The organism is Streptomyces sp. NBC_01450, assembly GCF_036227505.1.
Taxonomy (GTDB): domain Bacteria; phylum Actinomycetota; class Actinomycetes; order Streptomycetales; family Streptomycetaceae; genus Streptomyces.
Genome location: NZ_CP109480.1, coordinates 7038910 through 7055844, shown reverse-complemented (window position 1 = coordinate 7055844; position 16935 = coordinate 7038910). Strand labels below are relative to the sequence as shown.

The window sequence follows — 16935 nt, the reverse complement described above, 5'->3', positions numbered from 1 at the left end:
ACGCCCTAACCCTTCTTGGTACCTTCGAAGGCGGAGATTAGCGACTCTCGAACATCGGCCATTTTCTGAAAACGCTCCTCTGGATCCTCTGCAACGCATCGGATCACTGTCGGCTTGAATTCCGAGGGGATTTCATTGAGCCTATTTCCCCCAGGGGGCGGCATGTTCCAAGTGAGGCAATGGATGAGGATTTTGCCGATCGAGTAAACATCTGCAGTGGGGCCCACTATATGGGCATCGTCGAACTGCTCTGGCGCGGCATAAATTAAGGTGCCGACGAGCTTTTCAGGTTGAGTTATTCGCAAACTCTCAGAACTCATGTTGCGACAGAAGCCGAAATCCGATACCATCCATTCACTCTCGGCGAGCAGGATATTATTCGGCTTTAGATCTCGGTGAATTACCCCCTCGCTATGGGCGTACTCCATGCCGTCAATTATTTTATGCACCACGTTTAGAGACCATTCGATCCCCAGCCTGGCTGAATTGAGAAAATCCTGAAGCGAGGCCTTGGCGAGCGGCATGGCATACCACGGCTTCTGCCCTCGCCCGGAGAAGCCCAGGACGGGCATGATGTTCGCGTGGCGTAGACGGCTCTGCTCTCTAACTTCACGCAGAAATCGAGTTCTTTCTTTGCCGGCCTCAGCTGGGCTCGACTTTCTATTTCCTTCAGGGGTCAGGTACTTGAGAGCGACTTCCCGCCCCGTGTCTACGTCGATACCTCGATGGATCGTGGCCTGCCCGCCGACAGCGATCCGTGCAAGTTTCCTGTACCCCGGCATCCCACCCCCGCGCTGTAGATCACAGAAGTCTAGTACTGCAGTACTAGCTCAAGTAAGCCTGCTCCCGAGCACTTCTGCGAGACGAGTTCTACTCGTTGCACCCTTGAGAGGAGTCAGGCAGGCACTTCAGGTCGAACTGGCAGATCTTGATTTCTGAGCCATCCGGTGCGAGCGATTTAGATACTGCCGTGCGAATCGCAGTGATCTCGTACAGACCGTCGTACCTGTAGTCATCCGGGAGTGAATACTCCGGGTCGCCCTCAAAGCCTCGGATGACACGAATGGGATACTTTCTCTCATAGCTGAGCTTGAGAGCCGCGTTGTCCTCATACGTCCATGACTGGCTACGCAGGAGCGTCCCATCCCCGCTCTTGTCCTTGCCCGGCGAGGCGCCCGTGTATCTCAACCAAGTTCCGTGATCCTCGTCATCCTCGTAGCCGCCATGCAACACGATGGCGTCCCCGACCTTGCTGCCGTCCTTGTCTATGAGCCAAGAGATGCCGGCCTGATTGGTGCGGTGCAGCTTCGCCCGGAGCACGTCTATCCGCCGATGGAAGACCGCCCCCGGAGCGACGCCCTCGATATGACCGATGACTCGTTCGATTTCCATGCATACATATTGACGCGAAGTCGATCACTTGCGTCAAACATGTATTCAGAGTTGACCGATACTGGTCCCTCGAGCTTCCGGATCACCCCCTCCGCACCCACTGTCACTGGCCTCTGTTACACATGGCACAGCTGTCCGGGCGATCAAGGGAGCCAGCGTGTCCGAGCCGACGGACCTGTCACAACCTGTCGCAGGCTTGTACGAGCAGCTCATCACTCTGCGCTTTGAGCAGCAGCTCAGGGAGCTTGATGGCCAAGGCTGGCGCCCGATCAGCGACGCTGTAGGTGACGAATCCGTTCCTCACGTGCTGGCACGCCATGTCGCAGAGACGGTGAAGCGCGTACTACAAGACCTGCCGACCGAGGAGCGGGTGTACGCCGCAAACCACATCCTTGAGTCCATCAGCACCCTCGACGGAGCACGGGAGTGGGTGGACCTCGTGGCCACAGGCCCTCGCCAACTCCTCGCCCTGACAAGACAAGAGGCACCTGGCGTCTTCGCTGTCCGTCCAGCCACCCCGCTGTCCGATACGGCTCTGACTCGGCAGCTGTAGTTCTTGATCGTTGACGGATTCGTGCTGGTGAGCGGCCTGATGGGGTGCCCGCGGGAACGAGTACGGCCACCGCGATGATGATCGTCTGTGACAACAGATCAGGACGCGGTGGCCGTGGGCGCCACGATAGCCGGTGGGGTGTGGAGCGAGTGTTTCAGGGCGGCGATGGCGGCGGTGGCCGCCTGCTTCCCGCGACGGGAGTCGCGGCTGCTGGCCAGGGACATGGCCGAGGCGATGCTGACGGGGCTCGAGACCCGCAACTGCTGGACGCTCGCTGAGGCGTTGGGGCACGCGTCGCCGTCCCGGCTGCAGCACTTCTTGTCCCGCGGCGTGTGGGATCACGACGCCGTGCGCGACCGGACGGCCACCTGGGCGGCCGGTGAACTCGCGGATGACGACGCCGTGTTGATCGTGGACGAGACGGGGGACGAGAAGTCCTCCACCGACGCCGTCGGGGCGGCAAGGCAATACTCCGGTGCGCTGGGCGGGATCGGTCTGTGCCAGGTCGCCGTCCATCTCACCTACGCCTCCGCACGTGGCCATGCCCCGATCGACCGGGCCCTGTACCTGGGCGCCGACTGGGCCGCCGACGAAGAACGCCGCCTGCTCACCCACGTCCCCGACGACGTGGACTTCGCCACCAAGCCCGAACTTGCTGCCGCCATGCTCACCCGGGCCCGACAGCTGGGCCTGCGTGCACGCTGGTTCGCCGGCGACGAGGTCTACGGCGGGCGCGAACTGCGCCGCAGTGCTCGCCGGCTCGGCTTCGACTACGCCCTGTCGGTCCGCGCCGATCACCAGGTCACCACCCCGGGTGGCCGCTTCACCGCGACCACCCTGGCCGCACGGCTGCCCCGGCGGGCATGGATGCGGATGCTCACCGGTCACGGCCTGAAGGGCGACCGCCACTACGACTGGACCTGGACCGACATCCAGAGCGACGACGCCCCCGACACCGAGGACGACGGGACATCCGTCCTGGTCGTGCGCCGACACCGCTTCACCGGCGAACTCTCCTTCTACCGCTGCTACTCCACCCGACCCGTCACCCTTGCCGGCCTCATACACATCATCTGCACCAGATGGCAGGTCGAAGAGGACTTCCAGCTGGCCAAGGGCGTCACCGGACTCGACCAGGGCCAGACGACCTGCTGGAACTCCTGGATGCGTTGGACCCTGATCAGCATCCTGGCCACCGCCGTCCTGGCCGTCACCCGCGCCCGCACCGCGACCACCACCATGGCCGTCGGCCTCATCCCGGTCAGCGCACGCGAGCTGCTGACCATCCTGCGGGCAACCACCCTGCCCCCGCTCCGCCACGACATCGGCCATGTCCTGCACTGGTCCGCCTGGCGACGCCGTCACCAGGCCATCGCGCAAGCCTGCCACCGGCGCTGGAACAACGTCACCGCCGCCGCGACCACATGACACCACCATGACGATCAAGAACTACAGCTGCCGGGTCTGATCACCAACTCCCCGGACGATCCAAGCCTCGGCTTTGAGCTTCGCGCAGAGCTCGCCACAGCCGACCACGTGGACTTGCTCTGTGCCTTCGTTAAATGGCACGGGCTACGCATCATCGAGCAGTCACTCAGAGCGGCTCACGAACGAAGCGTTCCCATACGTGTCATCACGACGACCTACATCGGGGCGACCGAGCGACGGGCGCTGGACAGACTTGTGAGGGAGTTCAACGCCGAAGTTAAGGTCAACTACGAAACGCGGACAACACGTCTCCACGCCAAGGCATGGCTCTTCCGTCGCAACAGCGGATACGACACTGCCTACGTCGGTAGCTCCAACCTCTCCAAGGCTGCATTGCTCGACGGCTTGGAGTGGAACGTCCGGCTGTCGTCCATCGCCACGCCTGACGTACTGCGGAAATTCGATGCGACCTTCGACGCCTACTGGAACGACCCGTCATTCGAGACGTACGACCCCGACGCTGACGGCACCAGACTCCAGGAGGCCTTGGCCATTGCGGGCGGAACATCATCCATCGCAGCCGCGGACCGCAGGATCACTCTGTCCGGCCTGGAGGTACGCCCATACCCGCACCAGCGCGACATGCTGGAGCGGCTGGACGTGGAGCGAGAGGTACACGACCGGCATCGGAATCTCCTAGTTGCCGCGACAGGGACCGGCAAGACGGTAATGGCGGCGCTCGACTACAAGAACCTGTGCAAGAAATACGGCCGGGATCTGCGCCTGCTGTTCGTCGCGCACCGCAAGGAAATCTTGCAACAGTCGATGCGGACTTACCAAGACATCTTGGTGGACGCGAACTTCGGCGAACCACTCCACAGTGGGGAGATCCCGGAGCGCTGGACCCACGTCTTTGCCAGCGTTCAGTCGCTTAACGCTAGGGCACTGGATCAGCTCGACGCCGGCCACTTCGACGTGATCGTAATCGATGAATTCCACCACGGCACATCACCGACGTACCGAAAGATTGTTGATCACTTCCGGCCGATGGAGCTACTGGGTCTGACCGCGACGCCCGAGCGCATGGACGGTAGGAACATCCAGGACGAGTTCTTCGGCGGGCGCATCGCTGCTGAGATGCGCCTGTGGGAGGCCCTGGAGAACGAGCTCCTCAGCCCTTTCCACTACTTCGGAATCAGCGACAACACCGACTTGAGTGCGGTGGAGTGGAAGCGCGGCGCCTATGACGACGCCGCCCTGAGCAACGTCCTGACCGGCAATGACGCGCGGGCGCGACTCATCGTGAAGGCTGTAGAGGAGAAGCTCGTCGAGCCTGGCGCCATGCGAGCGCTGGGCTTCTGCGTCTCGGTCGCGCATGCCCACTTCATGGCCGAGTACTTCCGCTCCGCAGGTCTGAACGCCCTAGCGCTCTCCGGCGAGACTCCGGGCGAACAACGTAGGCAAGCCCTCGCTGACCTCAAGTCCGGCGCCCTACAAGTGATCTTCTCCGTGGACCTCTTCAACGAGGGACTCGACATCCCCGACGTAGACACCCTGCTCCTCTTGCGCCCTACCTCCAGTGCAACCCTGTTCCTCCAACAACTCGGCCGAGGTCTTCGCCGGAGCGAGAACAAAGCAGTGCTCACAGTGCTCGACTTCATCGGACAGCACCGCAAGGAGTTCCGCTTCGAGAACCAGTTCCGGGCCCTGACGAACCTCACCCGCAAACGGCTCCTGGACAACATCGAGCATGACTTCCCGCAACTCCCCTCCGGTTGCCAGATCATCCTTGAGGAGAAGGCCAAGAACGCCGTCATCGACAACATCAAGGATCAGATCGGCGTCAACGTCACCGCCCTAGCCCGCGAAGTCGCGTCTTACGCTGAGCCTCAACTGAGCGCCTATCTCTATGAGAGCGGCCGCGAGCTGAAGGAGCTGTATCGCGGCAATGGCAACTCCTGGACGGGACTGCTCCGGCGTTCCGGACTCCTCAAGGGCGAGCCTCCGGAGGGCGAATCGACTCTACTCAAGCGCGTGCCTTCCTTCCTCCACGTTGACGACCCACTGCGTGTCGATGCGTACACCCGCATGTTGGAGGATGATGCCCCTTCGTACGGCGAGCTCGACGATCGGGGACAGGCCTACGCTCGGATGCTTTTCTTCCAGCTCTGGCCTCTCGGAGGCATCACCCGCAAGGGATTCAAGGATTACGACACTGGCTTCGCGGCACTCCGAGACCAGCACGCCGTGCGCAGCGAGCTTCGCCAGGTGCTTGAGTACAACCTCGCCCATACCGAGCACGTCCCGATCCCACTCCTTGGCATCGGCGGCCAAACTGGTCTCCCATTGACCATCCACGCCTCCTACAGCAGAGAGGAGATCCTCCCCGCACTCGGCCAGTCCTACATCGGCGGCTTCATGCCGGGCGATTTCCGCGAGGGCGTGAAGTGGTGTGAGTCCGCGAAGACCGATGCCCTGATGATCACTCTGGACAAGGACGACAAGGACTTCTCTCCCCAGACCCGCTACCACGACTACGCGCTGAGCGAGACCCTCTTCCACTGGGAGTCCCAGAACCAGACCTCGGCCACATCCGCCACGGGCCTGCGCTACCAACACCACAGAGCCGAAGGCAGCCACGTCCTACTGTTCGTCCGCCGCTACAAGAGCACCGACATCGGCGGAGCCCAACCGTGGATGCTGCTCGGCCCGGCTGAGTACGTCAAGCACAAGGGGAGCAAGCCGATGGCGATTACATGGAAGTTGGCGCACGACATCCCGGCGGACGTGTGGACGTACTCCGCCGTTGCCGCTGGTTGATCCTCACTCCTCACCTCCTGTCTGCTCCGCCTCCGACTCGAAGCGCATCTGGGCTCGATCAAGGGCTTCATCGGCATCAAGGCCATGCACGCGAAGCCAGTGGAGGAGGTCGGCGATAACGCCAATCGCTGCCTCCTGCGCTACGGCCACGCTCAGCGGGCTTGGGCCCTGAGGGCCAGGTGTCTTCGCTGCGCCGTAGAAGCCGAGCATCGATCCTGTTCTTGCCACACGAGCACCCCCGCTGTGGCCATTGGGTGAGGTCAGTCCGGTGGACAGCTCGCACCAGGTGACCTTTCGGTCGGGGTGAAGTTGGATACCCCAGCGGTCGGCAATGGCATCAACGAGAGCCATGCCCCGCCCGCCTTCGGAGTCGGCTCCCGCCTGGATGAGGGTTGGCAGGGCACGGGTGTCAGGGTCCTGGACCTCGATGCGCAAGTAGGTGCCGTTCATGGAGACGGCGAGCGTGGTCGGGGTGCCGGCGCCCACGTGCGTGATGACATTGGAAACCAGCTCGGTAACACACAGTTGGGCTGCCTCGGCGATCTCGTGCAGGCCCCAGAGTCCAAGGTGAAGCCGCATGATGCGACGCAGAGCCGACACCTCCCTCGGTTCCGCTACGAACGGGATGTCCCACGGCTTCCTCGACACACAGCCCGCGCAGTCCATGTCTCAAGTCCTTTCCCTTGCACGATGGATTGCGCTCTGCAATCGCCATCACACTGAGAGTTGCACTGGAACTCTCAAAATGGAACTCTCATCTTGCGATTGAGGAGAGCGACTGGGAGCACGGCCACGCTTCGCGCGCCCCGGCGCACGCTGTCTTGCTGTCACGCTCGGGCAAGCAGCACGATCTGGGAGATCAACACGAAAGGTGTGGGATATGACAGTTGGACCCACCACTCGCAGACGCCAACTTGGCGCCGATCTGCGCCGTCTCCGTGAACACAAGGGCTTGACCCTGGAAGAGGCGGGCGCACGCGTAGGCATCTCAAAGGCGACGCTCAGCCGCTATGAGACCAAGGAAGGATCGGTCAAGTGGCCTGCTGTCGACGCACTGTGCCGTGAGTACGGCACGTCCGACGAAGAACGCCTCGCACTCGTCGAACTCGCGAAGGGCGCCAAGATCCAAGGCTGGTGGAGGTCACTCGCCGATCCCATCCCCGAGTCCATGAATCTCATGCTCACGCTTGAGGACGAGGTGGTGCGTGAAGACCACTACGCCTGCATGTACATCCCTGGCCTCCTCCAGACCCGCGCCTACGCCGAGGCCGTACACCGCGCCTCGGAGATGCAGTGTTCAGAGAGGGAGGTGCAGCACATGGTCGACATCCGCATGAAGCGACAAGAACTCCTTCAGCGTGATGAACCGCCGCACATCTGGTGCGTGATCGACGAGGCGGCGCTTCGACGCAGTGTCGGCGGACGCAAGGTCATGCACGAGCAGCTTCAGCATCTTCTGACTATGTCGGCACTGCCCCACGTCACTGCGCAGGTGCTCCCCTTCTCAACAGGCGCTCACGCCGCTGCAGTCGGCAGCTTCGTCGTCCTGCGCGGCCCCTCGCCCGAGTTGGACGTGGTGTACGTAGACATCCTCGGCGGCGGGCTCTTCATGGAGAAGCCACAGGAACTGGGGCGCTATAGATTGGCGTTCGAGTACCTCAGCGCTCAGGCACTCGATCTCGAATCCTCCGCAGCGCTCGTCCACCGCATAAGCAAGGAGTCCTGATGCCCGGACCGCTGGCGCCTCACTGGTTCAAGTCGTCCTACAGCGGCGGCAGCGGCACCGAATGCGTCGAGTGCGCGCGCATGAGCGAGGGCACCCTCGTGCGCGATTCTAAGGATCCAAACAGCCCGATGGTCACCGTAGGAAGCGTCGCTTGGGAGAGCTTTATACGGCAGTTGAATCGCCAGGCTCGGGAACGCTAGCGCTAGGCGGCACTGGGCTAGTTCCGCGGCACCATAGTTCTCCTTGCGGGCCGCTTGACGACCTCCAGCCAGATTCCCGTTGAACAAGTGCCGCTTCCGCCGCTCTGTAGAAGCTTGCCGAAATCGCCCTCCGCTTACGGGGCACCCAAGGCCGCCCGGTTTTGCTAAGTGTGGCGGTTCCGGGGTGAGCGTCAAGAGCGCCCTTTGGGCGTCGGCTGCGCCGATTTCGCTTCGCTCCACTCTTGACCCTCACCCCTCCACCGCGGAGTGTTCCTGGCCGGGCGGCCCGAAAGGGGGCGGCGGGGGAAGCGGGGACGGGGTTTCTCCGCGTTGCCGGGTGCCGGGAGTCTGTGGCTTGGGGGACGCCTATGGCCTTCCGCGCACGCCGGGTTGGTTTGGCGGCTTCCGGATGGTGGGTGGGGTGCGAGCCCGTGTGGGGTGGTTCGGGCGGACCGGAGTGCTCGTCATCTCGGCGTGACGCCAGCTGGGATGGTGCGCTGCCCGGGCTGGCGGATGGTCGGCACCAGGCGGAGTTCCCGGTTCCGGGGTAGATCCTTCCGACGGATGAAATGCCGGAATGAACTGGGGATATCACTCTCCGTGAGGGATAATGGAGGGGTCGGATCGTTGGCGGGTGGGTGAGGTTCGGCGCTTTCATGGGGGACGGGGGTGAGCGCGGTGGCTGTTGTGGTGGAGTCCGAAGTTGATGTGTCGTCTGCGGTGGCAGACGAGTGGATCGCTGAATTGCGGTCGTGCGCGCCTTCGGTGGAGACCCTGGGGTTGCTGGTCGAGTTGGCCGGTGAGCGGCTTTCGGCGCGGGGGCGGATTGATGCCCTGGCTGTGTTCGAGAGGCATCTTGCGTGGCTTCAGGGGATGCAGGTCGAGGTGCTCGCGGCGATTGGGGAGTACGCGGACTCTGGGGCCGATGCTGCCGTAGCCGGTGAGGCGTTCGATGCTCGGCTGCTGCGGGAGTGGGATGCCGCGAGCGATGAAGTGGCTTGCGCCTTGCGGCTGGCCAGTGGCACCGCTTCGCGGCGGCTCGATGTAGCGCAGCAGCTGTGCGCTCGGTATCCGGCAACTCTGGAGTTGCTGAAGCGTGGGGAGATCTCCTATCTGCAGGCGGAGGCCGTCACGGAATTGTGTGCGGTTCTCGAGCCGGAGACGGCTGGGCAGGTTGAGACCGTCATGGTCGTGAAGATTCCGGAGTTGGCCGTCGGGCAGACGCGGGCCTTATTGCGTCGGCAGATTCATAAGGCCGATCCGGACGGGGCTGAGAGGCGGCATCGGCGGCGCAAGGCGGATCGGGAGACTGTCTTTTATCCGCGCGAGGATGGGATGGCCCTCTTCGGCGCCGTCCTGCCCGCTGAGCAGGCCGCCGAGATGGGACAAGCCGTCGATGCACATGCGGCCACCTTCGACAATGACGGGCGGACTCTGGCGCAGAAGCGTGCCGACGCGTTGTACGACCTTGTGGTCAACCGGAGTGGTGTGGCGGGAGATTGCGGCAGTCCGGTGCGTGGGCGGGCTGCTGCCGTCGTGCAGGTCACCGTGCCACTTGATGTGCTGGTGGGGGCCGAGGACGGGCCTGCCGAGCTGAAGGGCTACGGGCCGATCACCGCGGGGCAGGCGCGTGAGATCGCTTTTGCTCCGGGGACGATCTGGCGGAGGCTTATTACCGATCCTGGCAGTGGGCTGCTCGTGAAGGTCGATCCGACCACCTACCGACCCACCGCCGATGTCGAGCGGCAGGTCATTGCCCGCGACCAGTACTGCGCCTTTCCCAGTTGTCGGATGCCTGCGCATCGCTGCGACGTCGACCACGTCAGGCCGTTCGATCACGAGCGTCCTGAGGCGGGTGGGCTGTCGGTTCCCGAGAATCTGCAGCCGTTGTGTCGGCGGCATCATCGGCTGAAGACTCACCATCCCGGGTGGAGGGTCACGCGGGATCCGCATACCGGGATTGCCAGTTGGACGAGTCCCACTGGGCATACGTACAGGAATGCGCCGCCCGTTTATCGGGAGTGAAGGGGATGATGCGTCCCGGTTTCTTCGAGTTCTTGCAGGACGGCGGACACCGAGCCTTTCCAACCTCACGTTGAGTGTGCGTGATGGGGAAGACTGCAGTTTCCTCGCATGTGCTCGCCCGACTGCGCCGTGACGTCGGCCCGGCACCGTTGATCAGCTGCGGTCTTCGGCGCTGCTGTCGGTGATGGCTCGGAACAGCTCGCGAGCCCGCTCGCAGAACTGCTCGACATCCGTGGCATCTGGCTCGTCGCCGTCCGCCAGCATCCGGGCCTGGAGCTGCTCAGAGCGCAGCCCGCCGTAGCGGGCCCGCACCTCCGCGGTTACCGGCTGGACCGCGATGTGTAGGTGCTTGCGCGCGTCGCGGCCGTGGGACCACATGCAGACATAGGTCTGCTCGGGCCGGCACAACGTCTCCACGACACGAGCGGTATCGCGCAGCAAGGGGCCGAGTTCCGCCGCTGCCGTGTCGTCGAGCTCCGCGATAGCCACGACGTGCTCCCGCGGACCGACGACCAAGGTGCCGAGATTCATCGGACCGACGACGTGGTTCACCACCCACGCAGCCGTCTCGTGCAGCACGCCCCCGGGCAACTCCCGGCGCCCGGCCAGAAGGTCACACCCGAGACATCCCGTCACATCCACGCGCACCAGCGTATACAGAACCCGCGGCGATGAAGTCGACTGCCAACCCGGTTCACGGGTATGCCGGTTGGTCTGCGCACGTGTTGAAGCTCCTGGTAGACGGGTTCACGACCAAGATCGCCCGTGGCGCCAGGGCGGTGGGCCGGTGGGGCGGGGCCATCGGCGCCTCGCCGACAGAGTGATCAGCCGTTCTGGTTCGCAAGTGCGCTTACTCCCCGGCTCCCCGGCTCCCTGATTCGGCTGTCCGTGCGGGCCTCACCGTGGGGCGGCACGCCGAGTATTCCACGACCTGCCGCATGCCCACTCTCCATGACTCCCCCACCCCTGGGGCGACTTACCGCTCGGCGGCCGTGATCGCGTCGCAGCAACAGTGATCGTGTGCGAGGTCTTGACAGGAGCTTGGGCGCGCGGCCACCTTTGGCAACGTTGTCAGACACTCTGGCAACGTTGTCACGCCACGGCTCCGGCGCCTCCGTGTGTTCGCCGGGCGCGCTGTTTTCTGATGGGACTCACGTTCATGGCAGGTCAGTCACATGCGCCGCGGGATCCTTCCGGTCCTTCCCGGCGGTCGGTGGTCACTACGGGTTCGACTCTTCTCGCGGGGTTTGGTCTGAACGCTCTGTTTCCGGCGACGAGCGTGGCCGCCGGGGGCGGCGACACGCTCACCGCGGCGGCGGCGCCGTCCGGTGAACTCGCCGCCTACCGGCCCGTCGAGGTCTCCTCGACGGACTACGCGGCGACTCCGGGCGAGTTCGTGGTCGACCGTCTCGCGTCGCCCGGGGTCCGGGGAAGTGGATGGCGTGCGGCGGCGGGGGACGATCCGCAGTGGATCTCGGTCGATCTGCAGGGCGACTGCCGGGTCTCGCGGGTTCGGCTCACCTTCGAGGCCGACGCCAGCGATCCGGTTTTCACGCCTCCGGCCACCGGCAACCCGGCCCAGGGCACCACCGGCAAGGAGATCCTGTCCAGTTACGCGCTCGCCTTCGTCGTCGAGACGTCCAGGGACGGCACCTCCTGGACGAGCGTGTATCGCACGGCCGCCGGTACGGGCGGGGTGGTGGACATTCCGCTGACGCCGTCCGTGACGGCACGGTGGGTGCGGATGACGGCTCAGCGGCGGTCCAGTCCCCATCCGCTCGGCCTGAACGGGTTCGAGGTGTACGGCACGGCCGGCGGGCGGCGTCCCGCGGCCACCGGCTGGACCGACTGGGGCACCCACCACGGTGAGGCTCCGCGGCTGGCCGTCGCGGCCGACGGCACTGTGCCGCTGGAGTCGGGCTGGCGGCTGACCCTGGACGACTGGGCCGAGGGCAAGGGCCCCGACCTGTCGAAGCCGACCGTGGACACCAGTGGCTGGCTGCCCGCCACCGTGCCCGGCACAGTCCTCGCGTCGCTCGTCGACCAGGGAAAGCTTCCGGACCCGGTCGCCGGTCTGAACAATCTGCACATCCCTGAGGCGCTCTCCCGCCATTCCTGGTGGTACAAGCGTGACTTCGACCTGCCGTCCGGTCTGCGCACCGGTCCTGGCCGCAGGGTCTGGCTGGAGTTCGACGGCATCAACCATCAGGCCGACATCTGGCTCAACGGCCACCAGGTGGGAGGGCTCACCTACCCGTTCGCCCGCTCGGCCCATGACGTGACGGAGTTGCTCGCCGGGAAGGGCAAGAACGCGCTGGCTGTGAAGATCACGCCGATGCCCGTCCCCGGCAGCCCGGGGGACAAGGGGCCCGCCGGGGAGTCCTGGGTGGACGCGGGCGCGGGGCAGATGAACCTCAACTCACCCACGTATCTGGCCGCTTCGGGGTGGGACTGGATGCCCGCCGTACGGGACCGGGTCTCGGGGATCTGGAACCATGTCCGGCTGAGGTCCACGGGGCCCGTGGTCATCGGCGACCCCCGGGTGGACACGGTCCTGCCGGACCTGCCTGACACCTCCGTCGCCGAAGTCACCCTCACCGTCCCGGTCCGTAACGCCGATGCGGTCGAGCACACCACGACCGTCTCCGCGTCCTTCGGCGACGTACGTGTCTCCAAGGCCGTCACCGTCCCGGCCGGCCGGAGCGTCGACGTCTCCTTCGCCCCGGACGCCTTCAGCCGACTGCGGCTGCGCAACCCCGCACTGTGGTGGCCCAACGGGCTCGGCAGCCCCGACCTTCACGACCTCACCCTGACCGCCTCGGCCGACGGGACGGAGAGCGACCGGCGCACCACCCGCTTCGGCATCCGCCAGTTCGGCTACGAGTACGACGTGCCGCTGCCCTTCACCTCGTCCGGCGACGCCTGCACCCAGTCGCTGGAGGTCGGAAGGCAGCAGGCCCGCTATGTACGGGTCCAGTGCCTGACCAGGGCCACGGACTGGGGCAACTCCCTGTGGACCCTGTCCGTGAGGGACAGCGCAAGACCGGGCACCGACCTCGCCCTGCACGCGAGCGCCACCTCCTCCACGACGGACGGTGACGACCACGGCCCCGGCAACGCCACCGACGGTGACCCCGGCACCCGCTGGTCCTCGGCCTACCAGGACGATCAGTGGATCCGTGTGGACCTGGGGTCCCAGCAGTCCTTCGACGGCGTCGACCTCGTGTGGGAGCAGGCCTACGCCCGGACGTACGTGGTCCAGGTGTCCACGGACGGCTCGACCTGGACGGACGTGAAGTCCGTGGACAACACGGCCGTACCGCTGCCGTTCAACACCGACCGGGCTAGCCTGCGGGTGGAGGACTTCACCGCCCGCACCGCCCGCTTCGTACGGATCAACTGCGGCATTCGTCAGACCAGTTGGGGTAACTCCCTGTGGTCCCTTTCCGTGATCGACAGTTCGCGTCCGGGCACCGACCTGGCGCTGCACAAGGCGGCCACGGCCTCCACGGAGGAGTCCGACCATCCGGCGGCGGCCGCCACCGACGGCAGCCCCGACAGCCGGTGGTCGTCGCAGTACGAGGACCACCAGTGGATCCAGGTCGACCTCGGCTCCGCGCAGAGTTTCGACCGGGTGGCCATCCTGTGGGAGCAGGCCTATCCGAAGAGCTACGTCATCCAGGTGTCGTCCGACGGTGACACCTGGACGGACGTGAAGTCCGTGGACAACACCCCGGAGCCGCTGAAGATCAGCGTGAACGGCGTACGGGTGCTGGCCCGGGGCGGCAACTGGGGCTGGGACGAACTGCTGCGGCGAATGCCGGCCGAGCGGATGGACGCGGCGGTGCGCATGCACCGCGACATGAACTTCACGATGATCCGCAACTGGGTCGGCAGCATCAACCGCGAGGAGTTCTACGCCAGTTGCGACGAGCACGGCATCCTGGTGTGGAACGACTTCCCCAATGCCTGGGCCATGGACCCCCCGGACCATGACGCTTTCAACGCGATCGCGCGCGACACCGTACTGCGCTACCGCATCCATCCCAGCGTGGTGGTGTGGTGCGGCGCCAACGAGGGCGACCCGCCGGCCGCCATCGACAAGGGCATGCGCGACGCCGTGGAGCAGCAGGCCCCCGGCATCCTCTACCAGAACAACTCCGCCGGAGGCATCATCACCGGCGGCGGCCCCTACAACTGGGTGGAGCCCGAGAAGTACTACGACCCGTCGACCTACGGCAGCAAGAGCTTCGGATTCCACACCGAGATCGGCATGCCGGTCGTCTCGACCGCCGAGAGCATGCGCAACCTGGTGGGCGACGAGAAGGAGTGGCCGATAGGCGGAGCGTGGTACTACCACGACTGGAGTGAACACGGGAACCAGGCCCCGCAGCAGTACCGGGCGGCGATCGAAGCGCGTCTGGGCACCGCGACAGGCCTCGATGACTTCGCCCGCAAGGCGCAGTTCGTCAACTACGAGAACGCGCGCAGCATGTTCGAGGCATGGAACGCCCACCTGTGGGACGACGCCAGCGGCCTCATGCTGTGGATGTCCCACCCCGCCTGGCACAGCACCGTCTGGCAGACCTACGACTACGACTTCGACGTCAACGGCACCTACTACGGTGCCCGCACCGCCTGCGAGCCCCTGCACGTCCAGGCCGACCCGCTGAAATGGCAGCTCCTCGTGGTGAACCACACGCGCCGCGCGGTCGAGGGCGCGACCGTCACCGCCCGGATCCACGACCTCACCGGTCGCCAGATCGGCGGGACCAGGAAGGCCGTGGTCGACGTCGCGTCGGCCGCCACCACCCGCTCCTTCTCCGTGGACTGGACCGACGACCTGCCCGATCTGCACCTGCTGCGCCTGACCCTCGAGGACCACGCGGGTCGTACGCTCTCGGGCAACACCTACTGGCGCCACCGGACCCCGGCCGCGATGAAGGCGCTCAACGACCTCCCGCGGGTCGGGCTCTCGGCCTCGATCACCCGCGTGTCGCGCTCCGGTACCCGCCATGAGCTGACCGCCGTCGTCAAGAACCGTGGGTCGGCGCTCGCCCCGATGGTCCGGATGTCGCTGCTGGACGATCACAGCGGTGACCGCGTCCTGCCGACGCTGTACAGCGACAACTACCTCTGGCTGCTGCCCGGCGAGTCGCGGACGGTCACCTTGTCCTGGCCGGCTCACGCGCTGCCGTCGAACCGTCCGGCGCTCAGCGTGTCCGCCTACAACGCACCCCGCACGGTCGCCCGCGGGTAGGGCGGCCGTCGGGCCCCCGTTCGTGCGCGTTAGCCTCGGTTTGTTCGACAGACGCAGGCAGGAGCGGGAGGCAGCAATGGCGAAGGTACCGGCCGCGGCGGTGGCCGCGGGTGGGCTCATCGGCGGGTACGGCGTGGCCCGGTGGACCAGGAAGCGGCAGCTCGGTGGGGTGGTGCTGGCTGCCGCCGGGGCCACGGCGGCGCAGCAGTGGCGGCGGCAGGCGGGCGGGAAGGCCGCCGGGGCGCTGACCGTCGCGTACGTCGCCGCCTTCGCCGGGTCCCACCCGCTGGCCAAGAAGGTGGGGGCCTGGCCCTCCGTGTTCGGCGTCGCCGGGGCCGTGGCCCTCGCCTCGTGGGCCGTGGCCGACCGGCGGTCCTGAGCAAGCACAGAGCCCCTCGGCGTCCGAGGGCCTGAGGCCTACGAGGCCGCGGCGGCGGCAGCAGCGGACACGGACTCCGGGAGCGTGGCCGGGACCGGGCCCGGGACCGCAGTCGGTTCCGTGCTCTGGAACGCGCGGCGGTACGCGTACGGGCTCGTCCCCACCACCCGCTTGAACCGCTCCCGGAACGCCGTCGGTGAGCCGAACCCCGCCTGGGCCGCGATGCGTTCGACCGGGTACGCGGTCGTCTCCAGCAAGTACTGGGCGCGGCGGACCCGGGCGCGGTGCAGCCACTGGAGCGGTGTGGTGCCGGTCTGTTCGCGGAAGCGGCGGTTGAGCGTACGGGTGCTCATGCCGGCGTGGGCGGCGATGTCCTCCAGGGTCAGCTCGCGGTCCGCGTTCTCCTCCAGCCAGCCGAGGAGGGGCTCCATCGTGGTGCCCGCCGGTACCGGGGGCTGGTCGTGGATGATGAACTGGGCCTGGCCGCCCTCCCGTTCGAGGGGCATGACCGACATCCGGGCCGCGTGCGCGGCGACCGCCGAACCGTGGTCGTTGCGGATCATGTGCAGGCACATGTCGAGGGCGGCGGCCGCGCCCGCCGAGGTGAGGAACTGGCCGTTGTCCACGTAGAGGACGTTCGGGTCGACGGTCACCGCCGGGTACCTGGCCGCCAGGTCCGCGGCCGCGACCCAGTGGGTGGTGGCGCGCAGTCCGTCCAGCAGGCCGGTGGCGGCGAAGAGGAAGGCGCCGACGCAGATCGAGGCGATCCGGGTGCCGTTCGCGGCCGCCGCGCGCAGTGCCTCCGTCACGCCGGGCGGGAGCGGGGCGGTCGGGTCCGCGACGCCGGGCAGGATGATCGTGTCGGCCTCGGCGAGCGCCTCCAGGCCGTAGGGGGCGCGGATCGTGAACGGGCCCGCGCTCACCTCCTCGTCCGCCGTGGGCGAGCAGACCCGGATCCGGTAGGGCTCCCGGCCGTCCGGCAGCCGGGCCCGGCCGAAGGAGTCGATCGGGGCGGAGAGGTCGAACGGGATGACCTGGTCGAGTGCCAGTACGGCCACGGTGTGCATGGCCAAAGCGTAGACATACGACGGATTGCGGCCAAGAGGGGTCTGTGGCTGTATGGCCTCGTACGGTCGTGCCCGGCTCCGTGGA

11 protein-coding genes and 2 pseudogenes are annotated in these 16935 nt (G+C 66.0%); 8 read left to right on the top strand and 5 right to left on the bottom strand.

From position 1 onward, the window contains the following. Nucleotides 1-5: 5 nt before the first annotated feature. Entirely contained in the window at nt 6-782 is a 777-nt protein-coding gene (locus tag OG568_RS31465) for a serine/threonine-protein kinase (protein WP_329533975.1), read from the bottom strand. Between the two features lie 88 nt (nt 783-870). Then, a complete protein-coding gene (locus OG568_RS31460) occupies nt 871-1392 on the bottom strand; it encodes a YDG/SRA domain-containing protein (protein WP_329533974.1) in 522 nt (173 codons plus the stop codon). A gap of 157 nt (nt 1393-1549) precedes the next feature. Here OG568_RS31460 and OG568_RS31455 point away from each other — a divergent pair. From OG568_RS31455 to OG568_RS31445, 3 genes and pseudogenes are all read left to right on the top strand, one after another. Further along, nucleotides 1550-1930 (top strand): annotated as a pseudogene (locus tag OG568_RS31455) (DUF3427 domain-containing protein); the annotation flags it as partial. Nucleotides 1931-2032: 102 nt separating this feature from the next. Further along, nucleotides 2033-3373 (top strand): IS701 family transposase, encoded by a 1341-nt coding sequence (locus tag OG568_RS31450; protein WP_329533973.1) that lies wholly within the window; start codon nt 2033-2035, stop codon nt 3371-3373. A 36-nt stretch (nt 3374-3409) separates the two neighbouring features. Then, a pseudogene (locus OG568_RS31445) lies at nt 3410-6193 on the top strand (DUF3427 domain-containing protein); the annotation flags it as partial. Nucleotides 6194-6196: 3 nt separating this feature from the next. Here OG568_RS31445 and OG568_RS31440 read toward each other — a convergent pair. Further along, nucleotides 6197-6859: an ATP-binding protein gene (locus tag OG568_RS31440; RefSeq protein ID WP_329533972.1), complete on the bottom strand. Its 663-nt coding sequence runs from the start codon at nt 6857-6859 to the stop codon at nt 6197-6199. A 214-nt stretch (nt 6860-7073) separates the two neighbouring features. On the opposite strand from OG568_RS31440, the gene OG568_RS31435 reads away from it, so the two are divergent. The 3 genes from OG568_RS31435 to OG568_RS31425 all read left to right on the top strand — a co-directional run bounded on the left by OG568_RS31435 (nt 7074) and on the right by OG568_RS31425 (nt 10144). After that, nucleotides 7074-7919, top strand: coding sequence for a helix-turn-helix domain-containing protein (locus OG568_RS31435; protein ID WP_329533971.1), 846 nt, complete (start codon nt 7074-7076; stop codon nt 7917-7919). Then, a complete protein-coding gene (locus OG568_RS31430; RefSeq protein WP_329533970.1) occupies nt 7919-8119 on the top strand; it encodes a DUF397 domain-containing protein in 201 nt (66 codons plus the stop codon). Before OG568_RS31435 ends, OG568_RS31430 begins: the two co-directional genes overlap by 1 nt. A 678-nt stretch (nt 8120-8797) precedes the next feature. Then, nucleotides 8798-10144 (top strand): HNH endonuclease signature motif containing protein, encoded by a 1347-nt coding sequence (locus tag OG568_RS31425; RefSeq protein WP_329533969.1) that lies wholly within the window; start codon nt 8798-8800, stop codon nt 10142-10144. A gap of 153 nt (nt 10145-10297) precedes the next feature. Here the strand turns inward: OG568_RS31425 and OG568_RS31420 are convergent, their stop codons facing one another. Further along, on the bottom strand, nt 10298-10723 hold the full coding sequence (locus OG568_RS31420) for a hypothetical protein (RefSeq protein WP_329533968.1): 426 nt from the start codon (nt 10721-10723) through the stop codon (nt 10298-10300). A 580-nt stretch (nt 10724-11303) separates the two neighbouring features. Between OG568_RS31420 and OG568_RS31415 the strand changes: the two genes are divergently transcribed. Beyond that, nucleotides 11304-15404 carry a discoidin domain-containing protein gene (locus tag OG568_RS31415; RefSeq protein WP_329533967.1) on the top strand — a complete coding sequence of 1367 codons (4101 nt, stop codon included), beginning with the start codon at nt 11304-11306 and terminating at the stop codon, nt 15402-15404. 76 nt (nt 15405-15480) lie between these two features. After that, on the top strand, nt 15481-15783 hold the full coding sequence (locus OG568_RS31410) for a hypothetical protein (RefSeq protein ID WP_266413653.1): 303 nt from the start codon (nt 15481-15483) through the stop codon (nt 15781-15783). A 38-nt stretch (nt 15784-15821) separates the two neighbouring features. Here OG568_RS31410 and OG568_RS31405 read toward each other — a convergent pair whose 3' ends face one another. After that, nucleotides 15822-16850 carry a GlxA family transcriptional regulator gene (locus OG568_RS31405; protein WP_329533966.1) on the bottom strand — a complete coding sequence of 343 codons (1029 nt, stop codon included), beginning with the start codon at nt 16848-16850 and terminating at the stop codon, nt 15822-15824. Nucleotides 16851-16935 lie beyond the last annotated feature (85 nt).

Coding starts and splice junctions, on each gene's coding strand:
- OG568_RS31460 (WP_329533974.1), bottom strand. CDS start 1,392: ATGGAAATCGAACGAGTCATCGGTCATATCGAGGGCGTCGCTCCGGGG.
- OG568_RS31435 (WP_329533971.1), top strand. CDS start 7,074: ATGACAGTTGGACCCACCACTCGCAGACGCCAACTTGGCGCCGATCTG.
- OG568_RS31465 (WP_329533975.1), bottom strand. CDS start 782: ATGCCGGGGTACAGGAAACTTGCACGGATCGCTGTCGGCGGGCAGGCC.
- OG568_RS31440 (WP_329533972.1), bottom strand. CDS start 6,859: ATGGACTGCGCGGGCTGTGTGTCGAGGAAGCCGTGGGACATCCCGTTC.
- OG568_RS31430 (WP_329533970.1), top strand. CDS start 7,919: ATGCCCGGACCGCTGGCGCCTCACTGGTTCAAGTCGTCCTACAGCGGC.
- OG568_RS31410 (WP_266413653.1), top strand. CDS start 15,481: ATGGCGAAGGTACCGGCCGCGGCGGTGGCCGCGGGTGGGCTCATCGGC.
- OG568_RS31415 (WP_329533967.1), top strand. CDS start 11,304: ATGGCAGGTCAGTCACATGCGCCGCGGGATCCTTCCGGTCCTTCCCGG.
- OG568_RS31405 (WP_329533966.1), bottom strand. CDS start 16,850: ATGCACACCGTGGCCGTACTGGCACTCGACCAGGTCATCCCGTTCGAC.